The organism is Duganella sp. CF517, assembly GCF_900110275.1.
GTDB lineage: Bacteria > Pseudomonadota > Gammaproteobacteria > Burkholderiales > Burkholderiaceae_D > Rugamonas.
Genome location: NZ_FODC01000001.1, coordinates 377,727 through 403,690 on the forward strand (window position 1 = coordinate 377,727; position 25,964 = coordinate 403,690).

General features: G+C 66.5%; 25 protein-coding genes and 2 riboswitches. Of the genes, 11 read left to right on the forward strand and 14 right to left on the reverse strand.

Translation table 11 applies throughout. The features are described 5' to 3' along the window. Nucleotides 1-9: 9 nt before the first annotated feature. Nucleotides 10-360: a hypothetical protein gene (locus BMX85_RS30875; protein WP_229210232.1), complete on the forward strand. Its 351-nt coding sequence runs from the start codon at nucleotides 10-12 to the stop codon at nucleotides 358-360. A gap of 98 nt (nucleotides 361-458) precedes the next feature. Here BMX85_RS30875 and BMX85_RS01465 read toward each other — a convergent pair whose 3' ends face one another. Then, nucleotides 459-1,019, reverse strand: coding sequence for an ATP-dependent Clp protease proteolytic subunit (locus BMX85_RS01465; RefSeq protein WP_090313920.1), 561 nt, complete (start codon nucleotides 1,017-1,019; stop codon nucleotides 459-461). A gap of 150 nt (nucleotides 1,020-1,169) precedes the next feature. Continuing rightward, nucleotides 1,170-1,267: riboswitch (glycine riboswitch) on the forward strand. Between the two features lie 46 nt (nucleotides 1,268-1,313). Further along, a riboswitch (glycine riboswitch) is annotated at nucleotides 1,314-1,436 on the forward strand. A gap of 75 nt (nucleotides 1,437-1,511) precedes the next feature. Between BMX85_RS01465 and gcvT the strand changes: the two genes are divergently transcribed. The 4 genes from gcvT (at nucleotide 1,512) to BMX85_RS01485 (ending at nucleotide 6,612) form a co-directional block, all read left to right on the forward strand. After that, nucleotides 1,512-2,639 (forward strand): glycine cleavage system aminomethyltransferase GcvT, encoded by a 1,128-nt coding sequence (gene gcvT, locus BMX85_RS01470; RefSeq protein ID WP_090313921.1) that lies wholly within the window; start codon nucleotides 1,512-1,514, stop codon nucleotides 2,637-2,639. A 51-nt stretch (nucleotides 2,640-2,690) separates the two neighbouring features. Continuing rightward, nucleotides 2,691-3,071: a glycine cleavage system protein GcvH gene (gcvH, locus tag BMX85_RS01475; RefSeq protein WP_090313922.1), complete on the forward strand. Its 381-nt coding sequence runs from the start codon at nucleotides 2,691-2,693 to the stop codon at nucleotides 3,069-3,071. Nucleotides 3,072-3,187: 116 nt separating this feature from the next. Next, nucleotides 3,188-6,082, forward strand: coding sequence for an aminomethyl-transferring glycine dehydrogenase (gene gcvP, locus BMX85_RS01480; RefSeq protein ID WP_090313923.1), 2,895 nt, complete (start codon nucleotides 3,188-3,190; stop codon nucleotides 6,080-6,082). A 116-nt stretch (nucleotides 6,083-6,198) separates the two neighbouring features. Continuing rightward, a complete protein-coding gene (locus BMX85_RS01485; RefSeq protein ID WP_090313924.1) occupies nucleotides 6,199-6,612 on the forward strand; it encodes a hypothetical protein in 414 nt (137 codons plus the stop codon). Nucleotides 6,613-6,713: 101 nt separating this feature from the next. On the opposite strand, the gene BMX85_RS01490 is transcribed toward BMX85_RS01485, so the two are convergent. Beyond that, complete coding sequence (locus BMX85_RS01490; RefSeq protein ID WP_090313925.1) at nucleotides 6,714-8,342, reverse strand: methyl-accepting chemotaxis protein; 1,629 nt, start codon at nucleotides 8,340-8,342, stop codon at nucleotides 6,714-6,716. A gap of 12 nt (nucleotides 8,343-8,354) precedes the next feature. Next, a complete protein-coding gene (locus BMX85_RS01495; RefSeq protein ID WP_090313926.1) occupies nucleotides 8,355-8,804 on the reverse strand; it encodes a cache domain-containing protein in 450 nt (149 codons plus the stop codon). Between the two features lie 124 nt (nucleotides 8,805-8,928). Between BMX85_RS01495 and BMX85_RS01500 the strand changes: the two genes are divergently transcribed. Further along, a complete protein-coding gene (locus tag BMX85_RS01500) occupies nucleotides 8,929-9,267 on the forward strand; it encodes a DUF6677 family protein (protein WP_229210234.1) in 339 nt (112 codons plus the stop codon). Between the two features lie 91 nt (nucleotides 9,268-9,358). Next, nucleotides 9,359-9,748, forward strand: coding sequence for a cupin domain-containing protein (locus tag BMX85_RS01505; RefSeq protein ID WP_090313927.1), 390 nt, complete (start codon nucleotides 9,359-9,361; stop codon nucleotides 9,746-9,748). A 22-nt stretch (nucleotides 9,749-9,770) separates the two neighbouring features. Here the strand turns inward: BMX85_RS01505 and BMX85_RS01510 are convergent, their stop codons facing one another. From BMX85_RS01510 to BMX85_RS01525, 4 genes are all read right to left on the reverse strand, one after another. Next, a complete protein-coding gene (locus BMX85_RS01510; protein ID WP_090313928.1) occupies nucleotides 9,771-11,219 on the reverse strand; it encodes a hypothetical protein in 1,449 nt (482 codons plus the stop codon). Continuing rightward, nucleotides 11,216-12,091, reverse strand: a complete 876-nt coding sequence (locus tag BMX85_RS01515) for an ABC transporter ATP-binding protein (protein ID WP_090313929.1) — start codon at nucleotides 12,089-12,091, stop codon at nucleotides 11,216-11,218. The genes BMX85_RS01510 and BMX85_RS01515 overlap by 4 nt, the downstream gene beginning before the upstream one ends. Beyond that, a complete protein-coding gene (locus tag BMX85_RS01520) occupies nucleotides 12,088-12,486 on the reverse strand; it encodes a GntR family transcriptional regulator (protein ID WP_090313930.1) in 399 nt (132 codons plus the stop codon). The genes BMX85_RS01515 and BMX85_RS01520 overlap by 4 nt, the downstream gene beginning before the upstream one ends. Before the next feature lie 84 nt (nucleotides 12,487-12,570). Continuing rightward, a complete protein-coding gene (locus BMX85_RS01525) occupies nucleotides 12,571-12,822 on the reverse strand; it encodes a hypothetical protein (protein ID WP_090313931.1) in 252 nt (83 codons plus the stop codon). A gap of 144 nt (nucleotides 12,823-12,966) precedes the next feature. Here BMX85_RS01525 and BMX85_RS01530 point away from each other — a divergent pair, with 144 nt between their 5' ends. From BMX85_RS01530 to BMX85_RS01545, 4 genes are read left to right on the forward strand one after another with little or no spacing between them, the layout of a single operon-like run. Then, the gene (locus BMX85_RS01530) at nucleotides 12,967-13,428 is read left to right on the forward strand and encodes a DUF421 domain-containing protein (RefSeq protein ID WP_090315130.1); all 462 of its coding nucleotides are present in this window, start codon (nucleotides 12,967-12,969) and stop codon (nucleotides 13,426-13,428) included. A gap of 23 nt (nucleotides 13,429-13,451) precedes the next feature. Next, nucleotides 13,452-14,237, forward strand: a complete 786-nt coding sequence (gene xth / locus BMX85_RS01535) for an exodeoxyribonuclease III (protein ID WP_090313932.1) — start codon at nucleotides 13,452-13,454, stop codon at nucleotides 14,235-14,237. Further along, complete coding sequence (locus BMX85_RS01540) at nucleotides 14,237-15,007, forward strand: histidine phosphatase family protein (RefSeq protein ID WP_090313933.1); 771 nt, start codon at nucleotides 14,237-14,239, stop codon at nucleotides 15,005-15,007. The genes xth and BMX85_RS01540 overlap by 1 nt, the downstream gene beginning before the upstream one ends. Beyond that, a complete protein-coding gene (locus tag BMX85_RS01545) occupies nucleotides 15,004-15,897 on the forward strand; it encodes an NAD(P)H-hydrate dehydratase (protein WP_090313934.1) in 894 nt (297 codons plus the stop codon). Before BMX85_RS01540 ends, BMX85_RS01545 begins: the two co-directional genes overlap by 4 nt. 5 nt (nucleotides 15,898-15,902) lie before the next feature. Here BMX85_RS01545 and BMX85_RS01550 read toward each other — a convergent pair whose 3' ends face one another. The 7 genes from BMX85_RS01550 to BMX85_RS01580 form a co-directional block, all read right to left on the reverse strand. Beyond that, the gene (locus tag BMX85_RS01550; RefSeq protein ID WP_090313935.1) at nucleotides 15,903-17,570 is read right to left on the reverse strand and encodes a peptide chain release factor 3; all 1,668 of its coding nucleotides are present in this window, start codon (nucleotides 17,568-17,570) and stop codon (nucleotides 15,903-15,905) included. A 135-nt stretch (nucleotides 17,571-17,705) separates the two neighbouring features. Beyond that, nucleotides 17,706-22,427 (reverse strand): pilus assembly protein, encoded by a 4,722-nt coding sequence (locus BMX85_RS01555; RefSeq protein WP_229210235.1) that lies wholly within the window; start codon nucleotides 22,425-22,427, stop codon nucleotides 17,706-17,708. A gap of 2 nt (nucleotides 22,428-22,429) precedes the next feature. Next, nucleotides 22,430-23,077, reverse strand: a complete 648-nt coding sequence (locus tag BMX85_RS01560; protein ID WP_229210236.1) for a pilus assembly PilX family protein — start codon at nucleotides 23,075-23,077, stop codon at nucleotides 22,430-22,432. Beyond that, complete coding sequence (locus BMX85_RS01565) at nucleotides 23,074-24,318, reverse strand: PilW family protein (protein WP_090313936.1); 1,245 nt, start codon at nucleotides 24,316-24,318, stop codon at nucleotides 23,074-23,076. The genes BMX85_RS01560 and BMX85_RS01565 overlap by 4 nt, the downstream gene beginning before the upstream one ends. Before the next feature lies 1 nt (nucleotide 24,319). Continuing rightward, a complete protein-coding gene (locus BMX85_RS01570; protein WP_090313937.1) occupies nucleotides 24,320-24,730 on the reverse strand; it encodes a type IV pilus modification PilV family protein in 411 nt (136 codons plus the stop codon). Beyond that, nucleotides 24,727-25,377: a pilus assembly FimT family protein gene (locus tag BMX85_RS01575; protein ID WP_090313938.1), complete on the reverse strand. Its 651-nt coding sequence runs from the start codon at nucleotides 25,375-25,377 to the stop codon at nucleotides 24,727-24,729. The genes BMX85_RS01570 and BMX85_RS01575 overlap by 4 nt, the downstream gene beginning before the upstream one ends. Next, a complete protein-coding gene (locus tag BMX85_RS01580) occupies nucleotides 25,365-25,793 on the reverse strand; it encodes a type IV pilin protein (protein ID WP_090313939.1) in 429 nt (142 codons plus the stop codon). The genes BMX85_RS01575 and BMX85_RS01580 overlap by 13 nt, the downstream gene beginning before the upstream one ends. Nucleotides 25,794-25,964 lie beyond the last annotated feature (171 nt).

The window sequence follows — 25,964 nt, forward strand, 5'->3', positions numbered from 1 at the left end:
GTGCGAGGCATGTTCCTACATCCCCCCAAGACGCATTCCGATAGCAAGTGCCTGAGCGAAAACGCATCATTGCTCTACCAAAAACGCGCACGGTGCCAGCCGGTTTTCGACGAGCACGGCGCGCTGATGGCGAGTACGTTCTTTCACTTTCACAAAGGAATTAAAATGAACTCGAATCAAAAAGGCGGCAGCAGCAAGCAGGGCTCCAACCAAGGCAGCAGCAAGCAATCGGGCGACCAGGGTTCTTCCAGCGGCTCGCGTTCCGGCACCCAGGGCGGCACCCATGAGCAACATGTGGAAGCCGGCCGGCAAAGCCACAAAAATGACGGCAACAAGCAGACGGGCAACAAAAACCGCTAATCAGGCTGCACCATAATTAGCGGCATCGGCGGCGCCTCCCTGGCGCCGCTCCATTTCCAGCTTGCAATTCGCGCTCGGGATACGGCCCGCGTCCGCGATCAAATATTCGCCACCCGCTGTCCGCGCGGCGGCACGAAATCCTTGACCGCGTTGACCATCCCAACCGCCACACCCTCGGCCGCCGTCAGGTGCAGGTCGGAATACGCGTGCGTACGCCAGTGCTCCTCGGTCAGCTGCACGTGTTCGCGCAGGATCTGCTCGGTGCGGGCGTCGTCGGCCTGCAAGCCTTCGACGATGATGCGCAGCGCGTCCGGCCGGGCGCCGTGCGGCGCGCTGGCGTGCGACTTGTGCACCATGAAACGGGCCGTATCGCTGGCATAACGTTCCTTGCCGGACAGGAACAGGATCACCGCGATCGACGCCACGGCGCCGGCGTTGTAGGTGACGATCTTGATCGGCAGCTTGCTCAGGTAGTTGTACAGGCAGATGCCGTCGCTGACATAGCCGCCGTTGGACTGGATCAGGATGTGGGCGGTGGTGATGCGGTCCTCCGTCATATCGGCAACGGCGTCGAAGACTCGGCGCACCATGTCACTGTTGACATCGCCTGACAGCGTGAACCACGCGTGGCCCTCGTAGGAATTTGTATCTTGGCTCATGGGTGGGCTCTCGAATAAGTGTGATTTATTCTAGCAAATAGTTGTTTATACGGCGTTTTAATTGTCTTCCATTCGTGCGCGCCCCCGTCCACCGGGCCCTTCCGCCTTGCCCGCAAGATTGACATTCAGGCCCTTCTGACATATATTCCCGAGTCTTGATCGGGAGAGGGTTGCGGGCGGATACGCCAACGCGGCCGCCGAAGGGGCACTACCCAAAAACTCTCAGGCAAAAGGACCGATCAAGGGACCAACGCGGCCGCTGTTTGATAGGTTCTATCAAGGCGGGATGCCAACTGGTCCAACTCTGGAGAGCGGTCGCGGCATACGCCGGCGGCCCACCGAAGGGGCGCACGGGAATCGAGTCCGGCCGCACGACTCGCCCGTAATCTCTCAGGTACCAAGGACAGAGGGGTCTGCGATCATTGTGGAAACAGCTTTTTAGCCGTTCCTTGTATGTTCTGTTAACCCCTTTTCGATATGGACCGAGGAATTATGACGCTCAAAGCCACCCCACTCAATAACGCACACCGCGCCGCCGGCGCCAAGATGGTCGATTTCGGCGGTTGGGACATGCCCGTCAACTACGGATCGCAGATCGAAGAACACAACGCCGTGCGCACCGACGTCGGCATGTTCGACGTCGCCCACATGTGCGTGGTCGACATCAAGGGCGCCAACGTGCGCGCCTTCCTGCGCGGCCTGCTGGCCAACAACGTCGACAAGCTGCAGGTGTCGGGCAAGGCGCTGTACTCGTGCATGCTCAACCCGCAGGGCTTCGTCATCGACGACTTGATCGTCTACTTCATCGACGAGAGCTGGTTCCGCCTGGTCGTCAACGCCGGCACCGCCGAAAAAGACGTGGCGTGGATGCAGGCGCAGAACACCGCCACCAACAGCGGCGTGACGATCACCCAGCGCCGCGACGGCGATGTCTCCAGCGCCATGGCGCTGATCGCCGTGCAAGGCCCGAACGCCCGCGCCAAGGTGTGGGAAGTGATCCCCGAATCGAAGGCCGGCACCGCCGACATGAAACCGTTCAACGTCGCCTTCGCGCACAGCGCCGCCTTCGGCGAGGCGATGATCGCCCGCACCGGCTACACCGGCGAGGACGGCTTCGAAATCGGCGTCGCCGCCGGCCAGGCCGAGAAGCTGTGGAACGCGCTGGCCGCCGCCGGCGTCAGGCCTGCCGGCCTGGGCGCGCGCGACACGCTGCGCCTCGAAGCCGGCATGAACCTGTACGGCCAGGACATGGACGAAACCGTCAACCCGCTCGACGCCGGCCTGGCCTGGACCATCGACCTGGTGTCCGAGCGTGACTTCATCGGCAAGGCGGCGCTGCGGGCGATGGGCCAGAACGCCCAGTTCGTCGGCTTGATCCTGCGCGAAAAAGGCGGCGTCCTGCGCGCCCACCAGAAAGTCATCGTGGCCGGCACCGACGCCGTCGGCGAGATCACCAGCGGCACCTTCAGCCCGACCATGCAGCAGGCGATCGCATTGGCGCGCGTGCCCAACGGCGTGGCCGTCGGCGACACCGTGCACGTCGAGATCCGCGACAAGAAGCTGGCCGCGTCGGTGGTCAAGCTGCCGTTCGTGCGCAACGGTAAAATCCTCGCTGTTTAAATTGATTTAGTATCGTAGTTCGAACCCGCCCCCTACCCTCTGGAGCCTTACATGAATATTCCTGCAGACCTGAAGTACACCGAATCCCACGAATGGGTACGCGCGGAGTCTGACGGCACCGTCACCGTCGGCATCACCGAGTACGCGCAGGACGCGCTGGGCGACATCGTCTTCGTCGAACTGCCGAAGGTCGGCAAGAGCTACACCGCCGGCGACGACGCCGCCGTGGTCGAATCGGTCAAGGCCGCCAGCGACATCTACGCGCCGGTGTCGGGCGAAGTCATCGCCGTCAATGAAGACGTGGCCAGCGCCCCGGAATCGATCAACACCGACGCCTACGCCGCCTGGCTGTTCAAGATCAAACCGGCCGACGCCGGCGCGATCGACGGCCTGCTCGACGCCGCCGCTTACGGCAAGACCACCGAAGCGTAACCACGGTTCGACCCGGGCCGGCGCCGGCCCGGCGCCAGTTTGCCTGCCCGCCCGTTTCGCCTCCCTTGCCCGCGCGCCGCGCCGGCACTTCGCATCTCTTTTGGCCCTGACAAATCATGACCCGCTCCAGCCTGACCCAACTCGAAGCCCGCGACGCTTTCATCGCACGCCATATCGGCCCTGACGCCGCAGAACAGCAAGCCATGCTGGATGTCCTCGGCTACGCCTCGCGCGCCGCCCTGATCGACACCATCGTCCCTGCCAACATCCGCAACAAGGCCACCCTGCCGCTGGGCGCGTACACGCAGCCGATGCCGGAGCAGGAAGCGCTGAACAAGCTGAAAAAAATCGCCGGCAAGAACAAGGTGCTGAAGTCGATGATCGGCCAGGGCTACTACAACACGCTGACCCCGGGGGTGGTGCTGCGTAACATTTTCGAAAACCCGGCCTGGTACACCGCGTACACGCCGTACCAGCCGGAGATTTCGCAGGGCCGCCTGGAAGCGATCCTGAACTTCCAGCAAACCATCACCGACCTGACCGGCATGGGCATCGCCAACGCCTCGATGCTCGACGAAGGCACCGCCGCCGCCGAGGCGATGACGTTGATCCAGCGCGTCGGCAAATCGAAGTCGAACGTGTTCTACGTCGCCGACGACGTGCTGCCGCAAACGCGCGAAGTGGTCGAGACCCGCGCCAAGCCGCTGGGCATCGAAGTCAAGGGCTTCCACCCGGACGAATTGTCCGGCATCGGCGAAGCGTTCGGCGTGCTGCTGCAGTACCCCGGCGTCAACGGCGTGGTGCGCGACTACAAGGCCGGCGTCGAGGCGGTCAAGGCCAAGGGCGCGATGGTCGTCGTCGCCGCCGACCTGCTGGCGCTGACCATGCTCACGCCACCGGGCGAATGGGGCGCGGACGTCGTCGTCGGTAACAGCCAGCGCTTCGGCGTGCCGCTGGGCTTCGGCGGCCCGCACGCCGGCTACCTGTCGACCCGCGACGAATTCAAACGCAGCATGTCCGGCCGCCTGGTCGGCGTCACCATCGACGCCCAGGGCAACAAGGCCTACCGCCTGGCGCTGCAAACCCGCGAGCAGCACATCCGCCGCGAAAAAGCCACCTCCAACATCTGCACCGCGCAGGTGCTGCTGGCGGTGATGGCGTCGATGTACGCCGTCTACCACGGTCCCAAAGGCCTGCTGCAGATCGCCCAGCGCGTGCATCGCTACACCGGCGTGCTGGCCGCCAACCTGAAGACGCTCGGCTACACCGTCACCAACGACACCTTCTTCGACACGCTGACCGTCGCCACCGCCAACGCCGAACAGCTGCACGCGTCGGCCCACTCGCACGGCGTCAACCTGCGCGTGATCGACGCCTCGCACGTCGGCGTCTCGCTCGACGAGACCACCACGCGCGAAGATATCGCCCTGCTGTGGACCGTGTTCGCGCACCCTGTCGGCGGCCCGGCCCACGGCCCGGCGTTCGACAGCGTCGAAGCGGCGGTCGCCGAATCGTTCCCGGCGGCGCTGGCGCGTTCGAGCGACTACCTGACGCACCCGGTCTTCAACCGCTACCACTCCGAAACCGAAATGCTGCGCTACCTGCGCAGCCTGGCGGACAAGGATCTGGCGCTGGACCGCACCATGATACCGCTCGGTTCGTGCACCATGAAGCTCAACGCCACCAGCGAAATGATCCCGGTGACCTGGCCCGAGTTCTCCAACATCCACCCGTTCGCGCCGGACAGCCAGACCATCGGCTACCGCGAAATGATCGCGCAGCTCGAAGAGATGCTGTGCGCGGTGACCGGCTACGCCGCCATCTCGCTGCAGCCGAACGCCGGTTCGCAGGGCGAGTACGCCGGCCTGCTGGTGATCCAGGCCTACCACCAGTCGCGTGGCGAAGGCCATCGCAACATCTGCCTGATTCCGTCGTCGGCGCACGGCACCAACCCGGCGTCGGCCAACATGGTCGGCATGCAGGTGGTGGTCACCGCCTGCGACGCCAACGGCAACGTCGACCTGGCCGATTTGAAGGCCAAGGCCGAACTGCACTCGAAGAACCTGGCCGCCGTCATGGTGACCTACCCTTCGACCCACGGCGTGTTCGAGGAAGGCATCCAGGAACTGTGCGAAATCGTCCATGGCCACGGCGGCCAGGTCTACATCGACGGCGCCAACATGAACGCGCTGGTCGGCGTGGCCGCGCCGGGCGCGTTCGGCGGCGACGTCTCGCACCTGAATCTGCACAAGACCTTCTGCATTCCGCACGGCGGCGGCGGTCCCGGCGTCGGCCCGATCGGCGTCGGCGCGCACCTGGCCAAGTTCCTGCCGAACCAGCGTTCGAACGGTTATATCCGCGACAACGCCGGCATCGGTTCGGTCAGCGCAGCGCCGTACGGCTCGGCGAGCATCCTGCCAATTTCGTGGATGTACATCGCGATGATGGGCGCCGAAGGCCTGACCGCCGCCACCGAGACGGCGATCCTGAGCGCCAACTACATCGCGCGCCGCCTGTCGCCGCACTACCCGGTGCTGTATTCCGGCCATGACGGCCTGGTGGCGCACGAGTGCATCATCGACCTGCGCCAGCTGCAGGACGCGACCGGCATCAGCAACGAGGACGTCGCCAAGCGCCTGATGGACTTCGGTTTCCACGCGCCGACCATGAGCTTCCCGGTGCCGGGCACCCTGATGATCGAGCCGACCGAGAGCGAATCGAAGGCCGAGATGGACCGCTTCATCGACGCCATGATCGCCATCCGTGGCGAGATCGCCAAAGTGGAAAGCGGCGAATTCGACAAGCTGGATAATCCGTTGAAGTTCGCGCCGCACACCGCCGAGGTGCTGACCGCCGACAAGTGGGAGCACAAGTACAGCCGCGAAGTGGCGGCCTACCCGGTGCCGTCGCTGCGCAAGCAGAAGTACTGGCCGCCGGTCGGCCGCGCCGACAACGTCTACGGCGACCGCAACCTGTTCTGCGGCTGCGCGCCGATGAGCGACTACGAGTAAACGGCGGCAAGGCGCGGCACGCCGCGCCCCTCCCCAAAAAAAGCAGGCAAGCCTCACGGTTACGCCTGCTTTTTTCATTGTAAGATAGATATTCTTTGTCTCCGGGGAGCTGAACCATGCATCAAGTGTCGTTGACACGCCTGTACATGCTGCGGGCCGTCTATCTGATCATCGCCGTCGGTTTGGGCATGGTCGTGTGGCCGGGCATCGTCCATCATGACAAACCGTGGGAGTTGATGCAGGGTTTCGTCAACTGCATGCTGGCCGCTTTCGGGTTGCTGTGCGCCGTCGGCGTGCGCTACCCGCTGCAAATGCTGCCGGTGCTGCTGTGGGAGCTGCTGTGGAAAACGTTGTGGCTGGCGATCGTCGCGCTGCCGGCGTGGCGCGCCGGGCACATGGACCAGGCCATGATGGAAAACGTGTTCGCCTGCCTGCTGGTGGTGATGATACCGATCGCCATGCCGTGGCGGTATTTTGTCGACCATTACGTGAAGCGCCCGGGCGACCGCTGGCGCGGCACGGGCGCGTAAAAAAAGATCGAGCGCGTCGGCCGGATGGGCGCGGCGCGATCGGCCAAGCGGCTGCGCGCGACCAGCAGGGCAGCGGTCGCCGCCCGGTGCGTTCGGTGCGTTCAGTTCCTAATCGACGCCAGCCGCAGGCGCACCACCCGCGGCGAGCCCGGTTGCTGGGGGGCGTTCGGCTCCTGCCCTTCTTCCAGCTTGAACATCGCCACCGCCTCCGACAGGTTGAGCGCCTGGCGCTGCAAACCGGTGGACGCCGCCGCCGCCTGCCGCACCAGCGCCAGATTCTGCTGCGTCACCTGGTCCATCTCGAGGATCGCCATGTGCGCGCCCTGCAAGCCCTCGGCCTGCTCGGCGCTGGCCTCGCTGATCTGGCCGATGATGTCGCCGACCTGCTGCACCGAGGCCACGATCTCCGACATGCTGTCGCCGGCCTCCTCGACCGAGCGCGCGCCGCCCTCGATCTCCGCCACCGACTCGGCGATCAGGGCCTTGATCTCGTGCGCCGCCGTCGCCGAGCGCTGCGCCAATGTCAGCACCTCGCTGGCCACCTGCGCGAACGCCTCGCCCTGGGCGCCGGCGCGCGCCGCCTCCACCGCCGCGTTCAAGGCCACCAGATTGGTCTGGAACGCCAGGCTGTCGATGACGCCGACGATGTCCACCACCTTGCGCGAGCTGCCGCGTATCGACGCCATCGTCACCACCAGCCGCTGCACCACGCTGCCGCCGCGCACCGCGAAGTTGGTGGCGCAGCGCACCAGCTGGTTGGCCAGCTGCGCGTTGTTGGCCGTCTGCGCCACCGTGGACGTGAGCTCGCGCATCGCGCCGCTGGCCTCGCCCATGGAGCTGGCCTGTTTTTCGGCCCGCTGCGTCAGATCCACGCTGCCCTGGACCACCGAACGCGAAGCGGTATCCATCGATTCGGCCGACGCCAGGATCGTCTTGAGCGTGGTGTTCAGGTTGCGGATGCTGGTGTCGAGCGCGCGCGAGGTCTCGGAGATCTCGTCGCGGCCGTAGACGCGGTTCTTGACCGTCAGGTTGCCCTCGGCCAGGTCGATCGCCGCCGCGCCGATCTCGCGCACCTCCTTCAGCAAGGCGTTGCGCACCGCCATCGTCACCAATAGCGACAAAACAATTGATATCGCTACCATGATCGGCATCCAGACCGACACGCTGGTGAATTCCGATTCCGCCTCCGAAAACGCGCGCTCGCTGAGCGACTGTTCGAGCTTCGACAGCTCCTCGAGCCGCTGCGACACCACGTCGAACGCCCGCTCGGCCTTGAACATGGCGTTGGCCGCCATCGAATGATCGGCCATTCCCAGCTCGACCACATCGGCGACGGCCTTGACGTACTGCGCGTGCGCGGCCTGCGACTGCACCACGAAGCGGCGCTCGGCGGCGCTCGATTGCGTGACCATTTCCAGCTGCGCGAACTGGCGGTCCAGCGCCGCGTGCCGGGTGTGGATGTCGCGCACCAGCGCGTCGATGCGCGCCGGCGCGAAGCTGGCGTTGATCCAGGTGAGCAGCTGGTAGATCTCGGTATGCGCGCGGTTGGCGCCGGCCACCAGGTCGGCGGTGGCCTTCAGGCGCACCGCGCGCTGCTGCACCATGTTTTCGAGCGAGGCGTTTTGCCGCACCATGCCGAGGTAGGCCCCGGCGGACAGGCAAACAAGCAGGATCAGCACCACACCGGGGGCCAACAACAATTTGGGACCTATACGAAGTTTGCTCAGCATGACATTGACCGGTCAGTGTTTGTAGATGCCCGCTTCCAGCGCCACGTCGTCCACCCGCAGCACGTAGGTGCTCTTGGGTGCGACCTTGCCGGTTGCGGGATTGCGGAATTTGTAATCGACCCAGCCTTTGCCGCTGCCCTGGGCCACGGCCACCATCTCGTGGCGGAAGGCTTTGCCGTCGGCGTCGGGCACGTCGAGGAAGTCCTTGCCGATCAACGCGTGGGTGGGATGGGCGATGGTGATGCCGCGCATGTCGCGCATCGCCAGGTACAGCGCGCCCTGGTTGAACTGCGGGTCCTTGCGGTTGATGCGGGCGATCATTTCCGCCTTGCCGTAGGTTTTGATGAACATGGCGCCGCGCTCGGCCAGCGCGACGGCGTCCTTCTCGCCGGGTTCGGCGTTGGCGGCGACGTTGACCGATAAACAGCTTAGCAATGTGATGATTCCGAATAAGGCGCGCATGATTTTCCCCCGCAGGTAACATGCTGTAATCTACGCCTCGTACCCCTACGCAATCTTGCGTTGCCTCAACGTGGCGACAGCCCTGCCAATAAACAACAGCCACAACGAACGGAACCACGCAAGCATGATGAAACCCACTACCAAGGCGGCCCTGGTGTCGGCGCTGATTTTCCCCGGTCTCGGCCATCTGGTGTTGAAACGGCCGCTGCGCGGCTGCCTGTTCGTCGTGCCGGCGCTGCTGGCGATCGGCTTCCTGCTGCGCACCACGCTGGAGCTGGCCAACAACCTGGTCGACGAGATCAACAGCGGCAAACTGGCGCTCGATCCAATCGACATCATCGCGCGCATCCACGCCTCCGGCGTCGACAGTCCGGCCACCAACGCCGCCTCGCTGGCGATCCTGTTGTGCTGGGTCGGGTCGGTGGCCGACGCCTATTGGCTGGGGCGGCGTGGACAGGCGTAGAATCGAACGGCGCTCCCCGCGCCCCGAGGTCAATCCATCCCAGAAAGGATACGCCATGATGCAGCCGCCGTTCCCCCGCCCCACTCCGAAGATGCGCTTCATCGCGCCGATGCTGCTGCTGGCCGCCAGCGCCTTGACGGCGGCCGCGCTGGCGCAATCGTCGGCCATCCGCCGCACGGTGATTCAAAAAGCCGACGTCTCGGTGCCGGGCCGGGAGGCGGTCGTCGCCCGCGTGGAGCTGGACAAGGGCGCGACCGCCGGGCGCCACTCGCACCCGGGCGATGAAATCGGCTATGTGATGGAGGGCGAAGCGGATCTGGTGGTCGACGGCGAGGACCCGCGCCGCATCAAGGCCGGCGAGTCGTACATCATCCCGGCCGGCACCGTCCACGACGCCGTCAACGCCGGACCCGGCACGCTCAAGCTGGTGGGCGTGTTCGTGGTCGAAAAAGGCAAGCCGCTGGCGACGCCCGCGAAATAGCGCGTCCGCCGCCCGGCGGCCATCAGGCGGCCAGGCGGCCGGCGGGGAATGCCGGCGGCAATTTGATCATCGATGTCCACTTCACCCACAACGTCAACAGCGAGCAGACGGCGATGAGACCCGCTGGCACCAGCCACGGGAAGCCGGGATGCCGTGCGGCGAGCGCCGCGAAAAACAGATACCCAAGGATCAGCGCCACCGGCAGGCCGACGCCGACACCCCAGCGCGGGCCGGCGCGCAGACGCGCATAATCCGGCAGCAGCAAGCAGACAAAGGGCAGCGTCAGCGACGCCAGCGCCAGCGGATAAGCCCGCACTTCCAGGCTGCCGCGCCGCGCGCAGTCGAGCGCCACCAGGCCCGCCAGCACCACCAGCCAAATCTTCAGAAACCGCAGCACAACGGTTTTGGCGAACACGCGGTTCAAGTCGCGCGCGGACGGCGCCCCGGGCGTCAGCCGGTACAGCCCCTGCTCGGCGTTGTGCGCGACCGCCGCCGACAGGAGCGCGATCGCGTACGACGAAATCGACATCAACATCATGCCTTGGGCGAAGTCGAAGACGGTCAACGGCCCGACGATCTTCCGATCCGAGATGCCCGAGAATGCCGCCAGCACCCCGACCACCGCGCAAACCACCACCCCGCCAATAGCGCTTCCGCCGTTCACGGCCGTCCCCATCGTATGCAGCATCTTGATCCCCGGCGCGCCGGCCCGCAGGCTATCGCGGCGCAGAACGCGCGCGTAGCCCCAACGCCACACCCCGCGGCGCTGCAGCTCCCGCAGCGCCGCGGGGTCCTTGCCGGCGGCCTGCCACAACGTGCGACGCTCGCTCATCGCGAAGTGCCGGTCGCCGCCGCGCGGCAGCGCGATGCTTAAACCCCATGCCAACAAGCCGATATCGGCGGCGATACCGAGCAACGACAACGTGGATTCGTCGATCGACGCCAGCGAGGCTGTCAGCCCGTCGCTCCAGGCCACCGGCACCAACTGCGACAGCAGCGGGGCATACACGGGCAGCATGGCGAGATACGGAAAGCGCTGCGCCAGCAGAACATAAGGAATCAGCAAGCCGGCGCCCGCCAGCGCGTAGCCGAAATGGCCGAAGAACGCGCTGACCGTGGCCGCCAGCACGACGCTGGCGGCGACAAACAGCGCGACGCACGCCGTGATCAGGCGTCGCCGCAGATGCGGCACCAGGCAGGCGTTCGCCGGATGATTCTGGAGCATGGCGGTGCTCACGAAAACGCTGGACCAGATCCACAGGAACAGAACCACCGCCAAGCAACAGAGCACGGCGCCGCCCTCCGCCGCGCGTTCGACCGCGACCGACAACCACGCCCCCAGCACGGCGATAACCGCCGACAGGCCACTCATCCACAGCAGCGTGCGGCGGCTGCCGGCATGGCCGAACATTTGATAGAACAACGGCGCGTAGGCGCGATATCCGCGATGTGCGCGATAAGCGGCGTTCATTTGGTCACCTCGACGAACAGGTCCTCGAGGCTGAGGGATTCGACGCGCAATCCCGGAGTGGCGTTCAACGCCGCCGCCTCGGCGCCGGTCAGGCGCGCCAGCACGCAAGCGCGGTCGCCGCCGTCCCGCACGCGCCGGATCTCGTCGCTGAAGCGCATCGCCGCCATGGCCGCGCCGCTGCCGGTGATCCGGTGCGCGCTTTCCAGCAGCTCGTCGAGCGGCGCCTGCAAGGTGATCTTCCCGCCCTGCAGAAACGCCACGTCCAGCGCCACCCGCTCCAGATCGGACAGGATATGGGTCGAGAAAATCACCGTCGTATCGCGTTCGATGACGTCGTCCACCAGCTCGTGCAGGAAGTCGCGGCGGCCGACCGGATCGAGGCTGGCGACCGGCTCGTCGAGCACCAGCAGTTCGGGATCGTGGGCCAGCGCGCGGATGATCGACAGGCGCTGCTTCTCGCCGCCGGACAGCTTGCCGATCTGCTGACGCGCCGCCGCCCCGTCCAGGCCCCAGCGCCGCATCAATCCCGCCACCTTGTCCGCGTTCCAGCGCGGATACATCGCCTTGAAGTAGTCGAGCATCTGCACCGGCGTCATCCACTCGAACAGGTCCGACTTCTGCGGCACATAGCCGATTTTCGCGCGCACCGTGTCGCTCAACTCGGGCACTTGTTCGCCGAACAGCGTGACGGCGCCGCCGTCGGACTCGCGCAGCCCGAGCAAACAGGCCAGCAAGGTCGATTTGCCGGCGCCGTTGCGGCCCAGCAGGCCGATCACCGTGCCCGGTTCGATCGACCAGTTCACGCCCTGCAGCACCTGCTGGCCCTCAAAAGATTTATGCAGGCCGGCGACATCGACGATGGATGATTTCATGGTTCTTCCTTGAGGATTTTCTTAAAAAGTGCGAGGACGGCATCTGGATCCAGTTCGAGCTGGCGGGCTTCGGCCGCCGCCCGTTGCAAGGTGGGTCGCAACAGGCTTTCGCGGTCGCGCTGGCTGTGCGCCTGCGCCGGGCGCTCGGCCACCAGCATGCCGATGCCGCGTGCGCGCGACAGCACGGCTTCGGTTTCGAGCATGTTGTAGGCCTTGGAGACGGTCATCGGATTGACGGCCAGCGCCAGCGCGACGTCGCGCACCGACGGCAGCACGTCGCCGGGGGCCAGCACGCCGGCGGCGACCAGGCGGCGCGTTTGCTCGATCAACTGCCGGTAGATCGGATCGGACGATCCGACGGCGATCGTAAACAGGCTGGCGGAGTGGGAGGTCATCGCTGGTCGCAGGGTTTGATGTATTGGTGCATTAGTTGAATAATACACCAACCTCGAACGCGTGTTGCGATATTTTTTACCGGCTTATTTTTCTTCGGCGGGCTTGTCTTCGTTTTTGAACGCGCCGCGGATATTGGTCGCGACCAGACACAGTTGAAGCGCGATCAAGGCATAGGCGTCGTCGTGCAGGCCCCACACCACCCACAGCACATTGCTGGCGAGAAAACACCAAAACCCGACCTTGCGTCGGGTGTGTTGGGTGGACGCGACCAGCCATGCGGCGAGCACGGTCACCGCCATCGCTGGCCACTGCAAGAAATCGATCCAATCGGGCATGTTCACAGCTTATGGGGTCGGCGCCCCGCCCTGTGTGCGTTGCCTCACGGCCGCCACGATTTGGCTCAGCACCAGCGCGCCATGCCTGCGGCGTGCTGCATATAATGCAATGAAACCGCTGGATGGATGGTACTGGAGAAAAGCATGTTCGACATGGAATTGCCATGGTGGGAATTCGTCTTGCGCGCAAGTATCGTGTATATCGCCTTGCTGGTCATGATGCGCTTTTCCGGCAAGCGGACGGTGGGCCAGTTCACGCCGTTCGACCTGCTGGTCGTCATGCTGCTAAGCGAAGCGGTATCGTCGTCGCTGTCCGGCGGCGACGACTCGATCCCCGGCGCCCTGATCCTGGCGCTGACGCTAATCGTGCTCAATGTCGGCATCGCGATCGCCACCTCGCGCAGCGAGAAAATCGCCGCCATCATCGACGGCGAGGCGGTGCTGCTGGGGCGCGACGGCAAGGTGTTCCACGACGCCATGCGCCGCAACCACGTGGCCAAGGGCGACGTCGACCAGGCGCTGCGCGAGGCCAACTGCACGCAAGATAAAATGAAATGCCTATTCCTCGAGGCGAACGGCCAGATCACCGTCCTCCACGACGAGTAGCCAAACAAATCACAAGGAGATCCATGCGCATCGCCACCTTCAACGTCAACGGCATCGGCAGCCGCCTGCCGGCACTGCTCCAATGGCTGCAGGAGACGCAGCCGGACGCCGTCTGCCTGCAGGAGCTCAAAGCGCCGCAGGAAAAATTCCCCGAGGCGGCGCTCAACGACGCCGGCTACCAGGCCGTCTGGCACGGGCAGAAAAGCTGGAACGGGGTGGCGATCCTGGCGCGCGGCGTGGCACCGATCGAAGTCGGGCGCGGCCTGCCGGGCGATCCGGAGGACGAGCAAAGCCGCTACATCGAAGCGGTCGTCAACGGCGTGCTGATCGCCGGGCTGTATCTCCCCAACGGCAATCCTGCGCCCGGCCCCAAATTCGACTACAAGCTGCAATGGTTCGAGCGCCTCATCACGCATTCGGCGCGCCTGCTCGACAGCGGCGCGCCGACCGTGCTGGCCGGCGACTTCAACGTCATGCCCACCGAGCTCGATGTCTACAAGCCGGAACGCTGGGGCGACGACGCGCTGTTCCGCCCCGAGGTGCGCGAAGCGTTCCACCGGCTGCAGGCGCAGGGGTGGACCGACGCGCTGCGCACCATGCATCCGGGCGAAACGATCTACACGTTCTGGGATTACTTCCGCAACGCCTATGGGCGCAACGCCGGCCTGCGCATCGACCACCTGCTGCTCAGCCCGGACCTGGCGCCGTCGCTGAAGGCGGCGGAGGTCGACCGCGACGTGCGCGGGCGCGAAAAACCCAGCGACCACGCGCCGGTGTGGATCGAACTCGATCTTGACGGAGGCAAGTGATGGAACGCGAACAAAAATGGCCCGACCAAATCTGGCTGGTGCGGCACGGCCAAAGCGCCGGCAATGTCGCGCGCGACGCCGCGGAAGCCGCGTCGCAGTTCTTGATCGACATCGCCGAGCGCGACGTCGACGTGCCGCTATCGCCATTGGGCGAGCGCCAGGCGCAGGCGCTGGGCGGCTGGTTCCGCGCGCTCGGCCCCGACGGCCAGCCGACGGTGGTGCTGTTTTCGCCGTACGTCCGCGCGCGCGCCACGGCCAGCGCGGTGCTCGATCAACTGGGCCGCGAGACCCTGAGCACCGTGGTGGCCGACGAGCGCCTGCGCGAGAAGGAATTCGGCATCCTCGACCGCCTGACGCCGTTGGGCATTCATGACAAATACCCGGAGCTGGCCGAGCAGCGCCAGCACGTGGGCAAATTCTATTTCCGTCCGCCCGGCGGCGAAAGCTGGTGCGACGTCATCCTGCGCCTGCGCAGCACGCTCGACACCATCAGCCGCGAATACCGGGGCGAGCGGGTGCTGATCGTCGCCCACCAGGTGATCGTCAACTGCTTCCGCTACCTGCTCGAGCGGCTCGACGAGGAAGGCATCCTGGCGATCGACCGCATGGGGGACGTGCCCAATTGCGGCATCACCGAATACCGTTTCGACCCCAAGGCCGGCAAGCACGGCAAGCTGGTGCTGGTGCAGGCCAACTTCGTCGCGCCGCTGGAAGACAGCGGCACGCCGGTCACGCACCAGCCGGACATGCCGGCCGCCCCCAAATCATGAGCGCGCGCGAAAACCATCCGGGCGTTGATATCACCGCCGGCTCGCTGCGCGACTGGAAGCTGCCGATGCCGGGGCACGACGCCGACAAGGAGGTGCGCGGCCATGTGCTGATCGTCGCCGGCTCGCGCGAGATGCCCGGGGCCTTGCTGCTGGCGGCGACGGCCGCGCTGCGGGCGGGCGCCGGCAAGCTGACCATCGCCACGGCGGCCAGCGTGGCGCCGCAGCTGGGCGTGGCGCTGCCGGAGGCGCGCGTGATCGGCCTGGGCGAGACGGCCGGCGGCGGGCTGGTGGCCGACGGCTGCGCGAGTCTGTACAAGGCGTGCGAGCGCGCCAGCGCGGTGTTGATCGGGCCGGGCATGCAGGACGAAGCGGCCAGCGCGGCGCTGGTGCGGGCGTTGCTGCCGCATTGCGCGCACGCGCCGCTGATATTGGATGCCGGCGCCATGTGCCTGGTGCGCGACGGCTTCCGCTTCGACAGTCCGGTGCTGCTGACGCCCCACGCGGGCGAGCTGGCCGGGCTGACGGGTACTAAAAAAGAGGATATCGCGGCGCAGCCGGAACTGGCGGCGCGGCGGGCGGCTGGCGGCTGGCGCGCGGTGGTGGCGCTCAAGGGCGCGGTCACCACGATCGTCGACCCGTCGGGAAAGCGCTGGCGCCATGAAGGCGGCAACACGGGGTTGGCGATTTCGGGATCGGGCGATGTGCTGGCGGGGTTGATCGCGGGCCTGGCGGCGCGCGGGGCGGCGCTGGAGCAGGCCGCCGCGTGGGGCGTGGCCTTGCACGCGATGGCCGGGGAGCAGCTGTCGCTGCGGCACGGGCCATTGGGGTATCTGGCGCGCGAGATCAGCGGCGAGGTGCCCGCGCTATTGCGGGCCCTCGCGGCGCATTAACACTATTAAACCAGCTTGGCCGAGTGCTCGCGCGTGGCGTGGAACTTCAGCTTCGGCCAGCGCTCCTCGGTCAGCCGCAAATTGACGCTGGACGTGGCCAGATAGGCCATGTTGCCGGCGGCGTCGTAGGCGACGTTGTGGCCGAGCGCGTTCTCGAAGTCGGCCAGCGCCTTCTTGTCGTCGCTGGAGATCCAGCGCGCGCTGCTGATGCTGGTGCCTTCGAACACGGCGTCGACACCGTACTCGTTGAGCAGGCGGCTGGCCACCACCTCGAACTGCAGCACACCGACCGCGCCCAGTACCAGCTCGCCGCCCTGCACCGGCTTGAACACCTGCACCGCGCCCTCCTCGCCCAGCTGCTGCAAACCCTTGTGCAGCTGCTTGATCTTGAGCGGATTACGAATCCGCACCGAACGGAAGAAGTCCGGCGCGAAGTACGGAATGCCCGTGAAGGTCAACAACTCGCCTTCGGAGAACGAGTCGCCGATCTGCATGTTGCCGTGGTTCGGCAGGCCGATGATGTCGCCGGCGTACGCCTCTTCCACCTGCTCGCGCGACGACGCCATGAACGTCACCACCGACGACACCTTGATCTCGCGCCCCAGGCGCAGATGCTTGACCTTCATGCCGCGCTCGAAACGTCCGGAACACACGCGCAGGAAGGCGATGCGGTCGCGGTGCGCCGGGTCCATATTGGCCTGGATCTTGAACACGAAACCGGTGAACGGCTGCTCCTTCGGATCGACCGAACGCACCGTGGCGTCGCGCTCGCGCGGCGCCGGCGCCCAGTCGACCAGCGCCGACAGGATCTCGCGCACGCCGAAGTTGTTGATCGCGGAGCCGAAGAACACCGGCGTCTGCACGCCCGACAGGAACTGCTCCAGGTCGAACGGATGCGAGGCGCCGTTGACCAGCTCCACTTCCATGCGCAGCTGGTCCATCTCCAGCGGGAACATCTCCTGCAGGCGCGGATTGTCGATGCCCTTGATGATCTCGAAGGCGCCGTCGGCCTTTTCCTCGCCGGCCTTGAACAGCATGATCTCGTCGTTCAGCAGGTGGTACACGCCGCGGAAGTTCTTACCCATGCCGATAGGCCAGGTCACCGGCGCGCACTGGATCTTGAGCACCGATTCCAGCTCGTCGAGCAATTCGAGCGGATCGCGCGTCTCGCGGTCCATCTTGTTCATGAAGGTGACGATCGGCGTGTTGCGCATGCGGCAGACGGCCAGCAGCTTGATGGTCTGCGCCTCCACGCCCTTGGCGGCGTCGATCACCATCAGCGCCGAGTCGACCGCCGTCAGCACGCGGTAGGTGTCTTCCGAGAAGTCCTGGTGGCCTGGGGTGTCGAGCAGGTTGACCACGTGGTCGCGGAATTCGAACTGCATCACCGACGAGGCGACCGAAATGCCGCGCTGCTTCTCGATCTCCATCCAGTCCGAGGTCGCGTGGCGGCCCGATTTGCGGGCCTTGACGGTACCGGCCATCTGGATCGCGCCCGAGAACAGCAGCAGCTTTTCGGTCAGCGTGGTTTTACCCGCGTCGGGGTGGGAAATGATGCCGAAGGTGCGGCGGCGCTGCACTTCGCGCGCGATCAGCGCCGGCGTCTTGGCGCTGGCCGCCGGGGCGGCGTCGTCGTTATTTTCGGGTATTGCGGTTTCGATATCGTTGACCATTTGTTCGCGATCTAAGGCGGTTCTGCAAAACCCTCGATTTTACCGATACTTGGCTCGGCCGTGTGAATTGTTTCACGGCCCGGCCGGGCCGCCCCGCCCCCGGATCGTCGTCCGCCGCCCCGCCGCGCACGGCGCTTATTCGCCCCGGACGCGGCGCCAGCCCACCCGGTGCGCCTCGGCGGCGGCCTCCTCCTGCCCCTCGTTGACCACTTTGCGGCCGTCGGCCAGCGTGGAGATCAGCTTGAGCTGGCCGCTGGGCAGGCGCACGATGATGAACCCGACCGCCGCCGACGTGCTCGACAAGGTGATGCCGGCCGGCTGCGTGCCGATCGCGTGGCCGTTGCAGACATTGACCTGGTACAGGTTGCTCGAGCCGCCCACCGAGCACGACGACGAGGACGTCGGCAGGTTGGTCACCACGTTGGCCACCCCGCTGACGATCTGCGGGTCCAGGTTCATGCGCTCGCCGGGCACGGCCGACCAGTCGAAGAACCAGCCATCCTTCTGCGACAGGTCGACCGGGTTGCTGGTGATCGCGTAGCTGTTGGTGTTGCTGCTCGAACCGAGCAGGCTGAGTGTCTGCTGCACCATCGTCCCGCCGCGCACGTTACCGATTGGCACGCCGCTGTCCTTGAGCAGGTACAGGCTCTGGATCGCGGTGCTGGACGTGTCCGGGATATCGAGCAGGCGCCCGGTGCCGAACAGCACCACCCGCACGCCCTGCGTGCTGGTGGTGGTCACGCCGCCGGTGGTGGCGGTGGTCTGCACGCCGCACATCGTGACGTCGGGACGGGTGGTGATCGGCTTGTTGACGCCGGCGTCGCCCATCTTGATCACCGACACCGCGCCGCTGGCGGCCGTCAGGTCGAAGCGCCACATCTGGCCCTGGTTGTCGCCGCCATAGATGAAGGTCGCCTTCGGGTCCGAGCTCGGATCGTCGGAAATGGCGGTGATCCTGGCCAGCCCCGACGGCGTGACGGCGTCGCCGGAATTGGTGCCCACCTTTTTCAACAACTGGCCGGTGTAGGCGTCCAGGATGTACAGGTAGCCCTTGCCGTCGCCGCCGCTGACGCCGTCCGTGCCGGTGATGTTGTTGTAGCCGGAGGTGACGAACACCACCCAGCGGCCGTCGGCCAAGGTGCCGAACTGCGGATTGCCGAAGGTCAGCCCCAAATCGGGGTCGTTGAGCGCGCACACGGCCGGATCGGCGCAGAACTCCCACAGCTGCTTGGGCGCGCCGCCGCTGTCGGTGACGTCGAGCGCGTAGTAGCCGCGGCCGCCGCCGTTCAGGCCGGCCACCAGGATGGTGCGCCACTGCTTGCCGGAAGGCGTGTCGACCTTGACGTCGGCCACCTCCGGCGAGCCGTCGGTGGTGTACTGGTGGTTGGTGCCGTAGGTGGTGCTGGCCTGCGCGTGCAGCTTTTTCATCGTGATGCGCGGCACGTAGGCCCACACCTCCTCGCCATTTTGGGCGTTGAACGCGTGCAGCATGCCATCGTTGGCGGCGGTGTACACGGTGCCGGCGCGGTAGCTCGGGCTGTCGGGATTGCCGTACTTGTCCTTGTAGGCGTCGTAGTCGATGTCCGGATATTCGCCCAGCGGCGCGCGCACGAAGGCCGGCTTGGACGAGGCGATATCGCCAAGCACGATCGGGATCGGCGTCGAGGCGCCGCTCGGCTCGTCCGGCGTCATCGAATAGGCGCGGAACAGGTTGTCGTCGGCGTGCTGCTGCTGGCCGCGCAGCCAGTTGACCAGGTTGCCGCCGTCGTTGACGATGGCGCGGTCGGCGGCCGACAGCAAGGTGCACTGCGACAGCGCCGCGCATTTGTTGCTGAACCAGCCGGCGGTGATGCCGCTCATATTGGCGAAGCGGAAATCGAGCAGGTCGCCGCCGGGCGCCCCCGCCGGATTCATCATATAGATGCGGCGCGTATCGGTGCCGCCGGCGACGCGTTTGCCGAGCGTCTTGTTGGTGCTCCAGACCGGCGTCTGGATGACATCGCCGGTGGTGCTGTCGATTTTCTGGTTGGACAGCTCGCCGTACCATTTCACGGTGGTGAACGTGTCGGAGAAGATATCGTTGTCGGTGCGGGTGATGTTCGGCGTCGACGTCGCGGCCGCCGCCGCCGCGCCGCTGCGCACCTGCATGTTCGACAGCGCCTCGCTCAGGCCGCTGATGACCTCCTTCGGCTCCTGCGCGCTGAAGTACTTGCCGTGGCCGTTGATGGCCGCGTGCCACAAGTCGTCGACCCGCTCCTGCACCGTGTTGGCGGTGCTGGCGGTGGCCGGATCGGGCCACACGTAGGCGCCGTTGCCGTTCCACGGGCAGCCGCTGGTGGCGCCGGTGACCAGGTTGTAGAAGTCGCCCCCGGGCCGGGCGGCGGTGTCGTAGTTGCGCTCGTAGGTCATCACGCCGTCCACGCCCAGGCCCAATGTGTAGGTGTTCATGTGCAGGTGGGTGTTCTCGCCGGGGCCGGCCGGCACCGAGCCGGGGCGCGTCATGTCCGGCTCCAGCGCCGGGCGCAGCGACACCGTGGTGGTGCTCGAACCACCGTTGTACCAGTGCAGCGCGACGTCGGCGATCGACGGCTGCCCCTGCGCCCGGCCATCGACGCAGCCGCGCGCCTGGGTGCAGAAACGGGCCGGGTTTTCCAGGTTGTCGTTGTTGACCACGTTGTTGGTGGTGCTGCCGTTCCAGTAGCCGTCGGTGGTCAGGATCAGGAAGTTCTGCTGGCAGGGATATTGCACCACCTCCTGGCCCGTGCCGTAGTTGTAGGGGGCCAGGTTGCCGAACATGCTGCCGACGTTGTCCATCGCGGTGCGGATCGGCGTCGAGCCCGAGGTGGTGGTGGTGTATAAATTGTTGTACCAGTTGGTGCGGGCGGTGCCGGTGAAGTCGGCCGGTTTCTGGTCGATCGCCAGGCCGGAGCCGGCGTTCGACAGTTTGACGTAGCCGACCTTGTAGTTGCCGGTGATGGCCGCGAAGGCCAGGCCGACCGAGGTCTTCATCATTTGCAGGCGGCTCTTGTAGTAGACGTACCAGTTGGCGAAATTGGTCATCTCCTCGTCGTAGCTGCAGCTGGCGCCGGCGCAATCGACGCGCTCGGCGCCCTTCGGATAGGTCCGGCCGCTGACGATGTCGACGCGCACGAACGGATTGGGCGCGCTCGAGCCGGCCGAAATGGCCGCCGTCGACGTCGGAATGCCGTCGTTGACGGCGGCCTGGTAGCCGCCGGTGGCGCCGCGCGTCCACGTCACGCCGCCCTGGTTGTCCATGGTGAAATTGCTGATCGCGGCGGCGTTCGACGTGGCGCCATAATCGAGCAGGCATACGCTGGTGTTGGCCAGGCCCGGGCACAGCGCGTGGCCGCCCAGATAGGCGCGGATGGCGCCGGACACGCCGATATCGCTGGCCAGCGCGCTTGCCACATAGCTCGGGCTGCGGTTGCGGCCCATGTTCAGGTAAGGCGGATTGCCGCCGCTGCTGCCGCCGACCAGCACCGTCGTCCCCAGCGACAGGTTGCGCAGGATGGCGTTCTGGCCGGTGCCGCTGGCGGTATTGGTGCCGGCGAACGTGATCACCGACTTGGCCGGCACCATCGCCGACACCACCGCCTGCGGCGCGGTCACGGACAGGCCCCAGCCGGCGCGGCTGTTGTCGCTGACGGCGACGCAGCCGGCCACGGTCTTCGGCGTGCTGGCGCAGTTCACCGGCACCACGGCGACGATGTTGTCGGACGCCAGGGTGATGCCGAACACGCTGCAAGCGGGCACGTTCGACTGGCTGGTGGGCGTGCGCACGCAGGCAAACATCTGTTTCTGCGTCGGGTTGGTGGTGGCGATGATGTTGGCGGCCAGCGCGCTGGCCAGCGCCTGCTGCTTGGTGGCCGTGTTGGTGCCGGCGGCGGCGGTGATGGTGGCGTTGGTCAGGCCGGTCTGGACGCCGCCGGCGTCGGTCAGCGTGACGCCGGTGATGGTCATCGAGGTCGCCGTGGCCGAGGCGCCGATGGCGATGGTGCCATAGGCGGCCACCGCCCCGGCCGGCGCCGAGTAGCTGGGATAGATGAAGCTGCCGACGCGCTTGCCCTGGCACTGCGTCAACAGCCGGTCGCTGCACCAGCGCACCTTGACCGGCACCGGATAGCCGGCCGGCGCGGTGGCCCCGACGGCGGTCGACTGGCACACCTTCATCGTCTCGTCGGTGCAGAACTGGCCGACGCCGATGGTGTAGTAATACGGACCGGTGGTGACCGCGCTGGCGGTCTGGTAGGTCGCGTCCGGATAGGTGTAGCTGGAGGTGTTGGCGCGGCAGGTGCCGCCGGCGCACCAGCGCAGGTCCGGGAACCCGGTCACCAGGTTGAGGTTGGCGGTGACGGCGGCGCCGGCCAGGTCGCGCTTGCTGGCGCCGAAACCGTCGCCGCTGACCGAAGTCCAGTCGACGGTGGCGGCCCGGTTCTGCTCCGGATAGAAGCTGCCGTCGGCCCTGATCGGCACCAGATAGCGTATCGCCGGGTTGTAGTACTGCTTGTTGAAGTCGGGACTCATGAACGGCGGATGGCCGACCGTGCAGACGGTGGTGCCGGCCTGCAAGGTGGCGCCGCTGCGGCACAGGCTGTCGTTGACGTAATCCGGCGTGTAGGTCTGTTCCATCGAGCCGGAGTTATCGAACAGCAGCATCAGGTTGGGCTTGACGGTGCCGGTGCCGGTGATATTCAACAGCGGCACCTGGGCGATCTGGGTGGCGGCGGCGCCGGCCGTGGATGGCGCCAACGCCAGCGCCAGTGCCAGTGCCGGCGCCAGCGTGACGCCGGCGCCGATGCGCGCCAGCGAGGTGTGCTTGTCCATGCGCTTGTTCATAGTTACGGCCCCTTCAAGACCACGGCCTGCGTGACCACGTTGGCGCCGCGCGCGCCGTTGATGCGCGCCGTGACCACATAGTGGAGCTGCGGCTGTTGCAGGAATTTCGGCCCGCCCAGCGCCAGCGACGTGCCGAACGGTTGCGGCGCCTGGCTGTTGGGCCGCGCCGACGTCGTCCGGCAGCGGTTGTTGTTGCTGTTGTACGGCCCGGCAAAGGTGCACATGCGGTGGATCACGTACTGGACCTGGTCGCCGGTGACCGGATTGGCCGGCAACGTGGTCGCGCCCAGCCAGAAGGCGGCGTTGCTGACGGTCCAGGTCGGTGTCAGGGTCGCCACATAGCCCTGCGCCGGCTGGTTGACCAGCAGATCGGAACGGTTCGCCACCGAGCGCAGATAGGCGAAGCCGGCGTGCAGGCCGGCGTCGGCCGACTTGCTCAACGCCGAGTCGTAGGCCAGGTTGGCGGCGGTCATCGTCGTCGACGTGCTCGACTTGAGCAGGTAGATGCTGCTCACCAGCATCACCGCCAGCATGATCAGCATGACCGGCAAGGCGATGCCGCGCTGCGGCCGGCGGCGGCCGCGTCCATGCCGATGGCGGCGCAGGCGGCATGGCGCCGGCGGCAATGTGGATGGTACCGTCGCCATCATGGCCTCCATTGGGCGTTGCGGATCGGCACGATGGTCTCGAACACGCGGTAGCGATAGCACTTCCAGTCGACGCTGTCGCCGTCCACCGCCACGTTCACCCGCACCGGCGCGGCCGCGACCGTCGCCGGCGCGTTGCCGGCGAACACGGTCGGCTGCACGGTGGTGGCGCCGCACTGGCCGGCGCTGTTGGGCTTCTCGGCGCTTTTGCTGCGCGCCACCACCGCCAGCCGCACCGAACCGATGCGCTGGTAGTCGCCGGCGCCGCCGACGACGCCATCGTTGTCGGCGTCGATCATGGTCGAACTCCACACACCGATGCGCATGCCGCTGGCGGTCGACACCGGCACCGAGCTGTTGCCGGGCGTATTCGGGTCGTAGGCCGCCAGCGCGCGGTTGTCGAAGCCGTACTGCGCCTTGAGCGACACCACGTTGTCGATCACGGAGGCGCCCCGCTGCGCCGAACCGGGCATGTCGGTCGAGCGCAGCAGCAGGATGCCGTTGTCGACCGACCAGGTATGGAAATGCAGCCGCGCGGCGCTGCCCAGGTTGTAGACATAGCTGACGTTGAGCGGATACGCGGTGCTCAGGCCGGTCTGCGGATTGAACGGGAAATCGATGCCGCTGGCGACCTGCAACTGGTTGGCGTTGATGCCGATGCCGAAGCCGGACAACTGGAACAGCGTGCAAGGCCGCGAACCGGGCACCATCGGCGCCACCACCAGCACGTCGCCGACATTGAAGTCGTAGGGCGTGCGGCTGTCGACGGTCAGTGTGCTCTCGCCGGGGACATAGTTGGTCAGCAGTTTGGTCGAGCCGACGGCGGCCTGCGAGGTGCCGCTGTAGAACGACACCACGTCGCTGCCGGCGCCGTTGGCCTGGATCACGACCGGCGCCAGCGGCGTGATCGCGGCGCCGCCGCGCTGATCGGCCGCCAGCTGGTAGCCGTTGACGTCGGAGAACACGGTATCGCAGCCGGACAGCATCGTATCGTTCAAGCCCCAGCCGGCGTCGGCGGCGTCGCCGCTGACGGAGAACAGCGCCAGCATGCCATTCTGCATGGAGTCGGAGCCGCCGACGGCGGCATCCTTGTTCTGTTCGCCGCTGACGACCAGGCGCGTGGCGAACACCAGCGCCAGCAGGCCGATCACCACGCTGACCATCAGCTCGACCAGCGAAAATCCACCGCCGTGACGGCGCCGGGCGGCGCGGATGGCGTGGCGGCGGGAAGGATGGGCGCCCATGTCAGTTCGCGATATAGGAAGTGAGCAGGTGCCGGTTCTGCTCGGTGTTGGCCTTGCGCCGCCAACGGATCGCGATATCGACCTGGGTCTGGAACGCCTGGCGGTTCACGTTCACCGAGACGATGGCGCCGGGGATCGCCGCGCGCGTCTGCGCCACCCACGGCGCGATGGCCGCGCCCGGCGTGCCGTTCTCGGCCAGGTTGTAGTCCGCCAGGTTGGCCATGTCGGCCGTCATCACGCCGAGCAGCTTCTCGGCGGCGATGGTGGCCTCGGCGCGCATGCCGGCGTCCGACAGCGCGGAATAGGCGCGCGCCTGCAGGCCGATCGTGCCCAGCAGCCCGATGCCCAGGATCACGATGGCCAGCATCGCCTCCAGCAGCGCGATGCCGTCCTGGCGGCGCGTGGTTTTCATGGCGGGCAACCCCGGCTATCGGTGCCGGGCAAGGTGGGATTGCACTTCGTGGCCATGCCCGCCAGCGTCACCACCAGCGCCACCGGCTGCACCGCGTCGGCGAACGCCGTGGACGGATCGAGCCGCAGGCTGGCGAGGCGGTTGGCGATCAGCGGATCGACCCAGCCGAGCGGCGTGTAGTACACCTGGCTGCTGCCGGCCGGTTGCGTGGTCGGCTGCAGGATCTCGGCCGGCGGCAGCGCGTCGGCGGCGCGGAACACCGACTTCCAGCCGGCGGCGCCTTCCGGGTCGCTGGCCGACGGCGCGTCGGTGGTCGACCAGGCGCCCTGGGCGTCGGTGCACTGGGCGGCCTGGCTGACGAAGCAAATGTCGACCTGCCAATCCATCTGGCCGGTATTGACGTTGGGCGTCAGCGAAATGCGGCTGAAGGCGTTATGGGCGACGGCCTGGCGGCGCGCCAGGCTGAAGCCGTCGGCATAGAACTCGCTGGCGCCGCGCGCGCGGTTGGCCAGCAGCCAGCGGCTGGCGTTGGGAATGCCGATCGCCAGCATGATGCCGAAAATGCTGATCGTCACCAGCAGCTCGACCAGCGTGACGCCGCGTTGGCGTCGCCGGCCGCGCCGGGACGGAGGCGTCAATTGGTGCATGCGCCACCCTTGTGGTCGACCCAGCAGGAGGCGTTGACGCCCCAGCCGGCGGGACTGCCGGTGGTGGCGTGAGTGCCGTTCTGGTCGATGGTGTAGACGAAGCCGCTCATCTTGCCGGCGCCGGTCGCGGTCAGCGTGTAGGTCGAGGCCGACTCACCGCTGAGCGCGTAGGTGAAGTAAGGGGTACTGGCCGGAAAGGTGTTGGCGGCGCCGAAGCCGACGTAGGTGCGGTTGTTCGACCAATATTGTTCGGCGGCCGGCTGGGCGCCGCCGAGGGCGGTGAAAGCCTCGCTCAAGCGGCCGCGCACGACGTAATCGCTGTAGGCGGGGATGGCCACGGCCAGCAGGATGCCGACGATGGCGACGGTGACCATGACCTCGATCAGCGTAAAACCGCGTTGTAGACGTTTGTTCATGGCCGGCTCCGAGGATGTTATCTGCTGGAACCAGTCTACGCGCGCTAGCTTGCATTTCCCTGAGGAAATGCTGACAAACTCCTGACAAACAACACATCCGACGTCAGCTCCGCCATTGCTAAGCGAACCCGGCGGTAAACCGCAACCCCTACCCGCATCCCCTACCCGCAA

Coding starts and splice junctions, on each gene's coding strand:
- BMX85_RS30875 (WP_229210232.1), top strand. CDS start 10: ATGTTCCTACATCCCCCCAAGACGCATTCCGATAGCAAGTGCCTGAGC.
- BMX85_RS01465 (WP_090313920.1), bottom strand. CDS start 1,019: ATGAGCCAAGATACAAATTCCTACGAGGGCCACGCGTGGTTCACGCTG.
- gcvT (WP_090313921.1), top strand. CDS start 1,512: ATGACGCTCAAAGCCACCCCACTCAATAACGCACACCGCGCCGCCGGC.
- gcvH (WP_090313922.1), top strand. CDS start 2,691: ATGAATATTCCTGCAGACCTGAAGTACACCGAATCCCACGAATGGGTA.
- gcvP (WP_090313923.1), top strand. CDS start 3,188: ATGACCCGCTCCAGCCTGACCCAACTCGAAGCCCGCGACGCTTTCATC.
- BMX85_RS01485 (WP_090313924.1), top strand. CDS start 6,199: ATGCATCAAGTGTCGTTGACACGCCTGTACATGCTGCGGGCCGTCTAT.
- BMX85_RS01490 (WP_090313925.1), bottom strand. CDS start 8,342: ATGCTGAGCAAACTTCGTATAGGTCCCAAATTGTTGTTGGCCCCCGGT.
- BMX85_RS01495 (WP_090313926.1), bottom strand. CDS start 8,804: ATGCGCGCCTTATTCGGAATCATCACATTGCTAAGCTGTTTATCGGTC.
- BMX85_RS01500 (WP_229210234.1), top strand. CDS start 8,929: ATGATGAAACCCACTACCAAGGCGGCCCTGGTGTCGGCGCTGATTTTC.
- BMX85_RS01505 (WP_090313927.1), top strand. CDS start 9,359: ATGCGCTTCATCGCGCCGATGCTGCTGCTGGCCGCCAGCGCCTTGACG.
- BMX85_RS01510 (WP_090313928.1), bottom strand. CDS start 11,219: ATGAACGCCGCTTATCGCGCACATCGCGGATATCGCGCCTACGCGCCG.
- BMX85_RS01515 (WP_090313929.1), bottom strand. CDS start 12,091: ATGAAATCATCCATCGTCGATGTCGCCGGCCTGCATAAATCTTTTGAG.
- BMX85_RS01520 (WP_090313930.1), bottom strand. CDS start 12,486: ATGACCTCCCACTCCGCCAGCCTGTTTACGATCGCCGTCGGATCGTCC.
- BMX85_RS01525 (WP_090313931.1), bottom strand. CDS start 12,822: ATGCCCGATTGGATCGATTTCTTGCAGTGGCCAGCGATGGCGGTGACC.
- BMX85_RS01530 (WP_090315130.1), top strand. CDS start 12,967: ATGTTCGACATGGAATTGCCATGGTGGGAATTCGTCTTGCGCGCAAGT.
- xth (WP_090313932.1), top strand. CDS start 13,452: ATGCGCATCGCCACCTTCAACGTCAACGGCATCGGCAGCCGCCTGCCG.
- BMX85_RS01540 (WP_090313933.1), top strand. CDS start 14,237: ATGGAACGCGAACAAAAATGGCCCGACCAAATCTGGCTGGTGCGGCAC.
- BMX85_RS01545 (WP_090313934.1), top strand. CDS start 15,004: ATGAGCGCGCGCGAAAACCATCCGGGCGTTGATATCACCGCCGGCTCG.
- BMX85_RS01550 (WP_090313935.1), bottom strand. CDS start 17,570: ATGGTCAACGATATCGAAACCGCAATACCCGAAAATAACGACGACGCC.
- BMX85_RS01555 (WP_229210235.1), bottom strand. CDS start 22,427: ATGAACAAGCGCATGGACAAGCACACCTCGCTGGCGCGCATCGGCGCC.
- BMX85_RS01560 (WP_229210236.1), bottom strand. CDS start 23,077: ATGATGGCGACGGTACCATCCACATTGCCGCCGGCGCCATGCCGCCTG.
- BMX85_RS01565 (WP_090313936.1), bottom strand. CDS start 24,318: ATGGGCGCCCATCCTTCCCGCCGCCACGCCATCCGCGCCGCCCGGCGC.
- BMX85_RS01570 (WP_090313937.1), bottom strand. CDS start 24,730: ATGAAAACCACGCGCCGCCAGGACGGCATCGCGCTGCTGGAGGCGATG.
- BMX85_RS01575 (WP_090313938.1), bottom strand. CDS start 25,377: ATGCACCAATTGACGCCTCCGTCCCGGCGCGGCCGGCGACGCCAACGC.
- BMX85_RS01580 (WP_090313939.1), bottom strand. CDS start 25,793: ATGAACAAACGTCTACAACGCGGTTTTACGCTGATCGAGGTCATGGTC.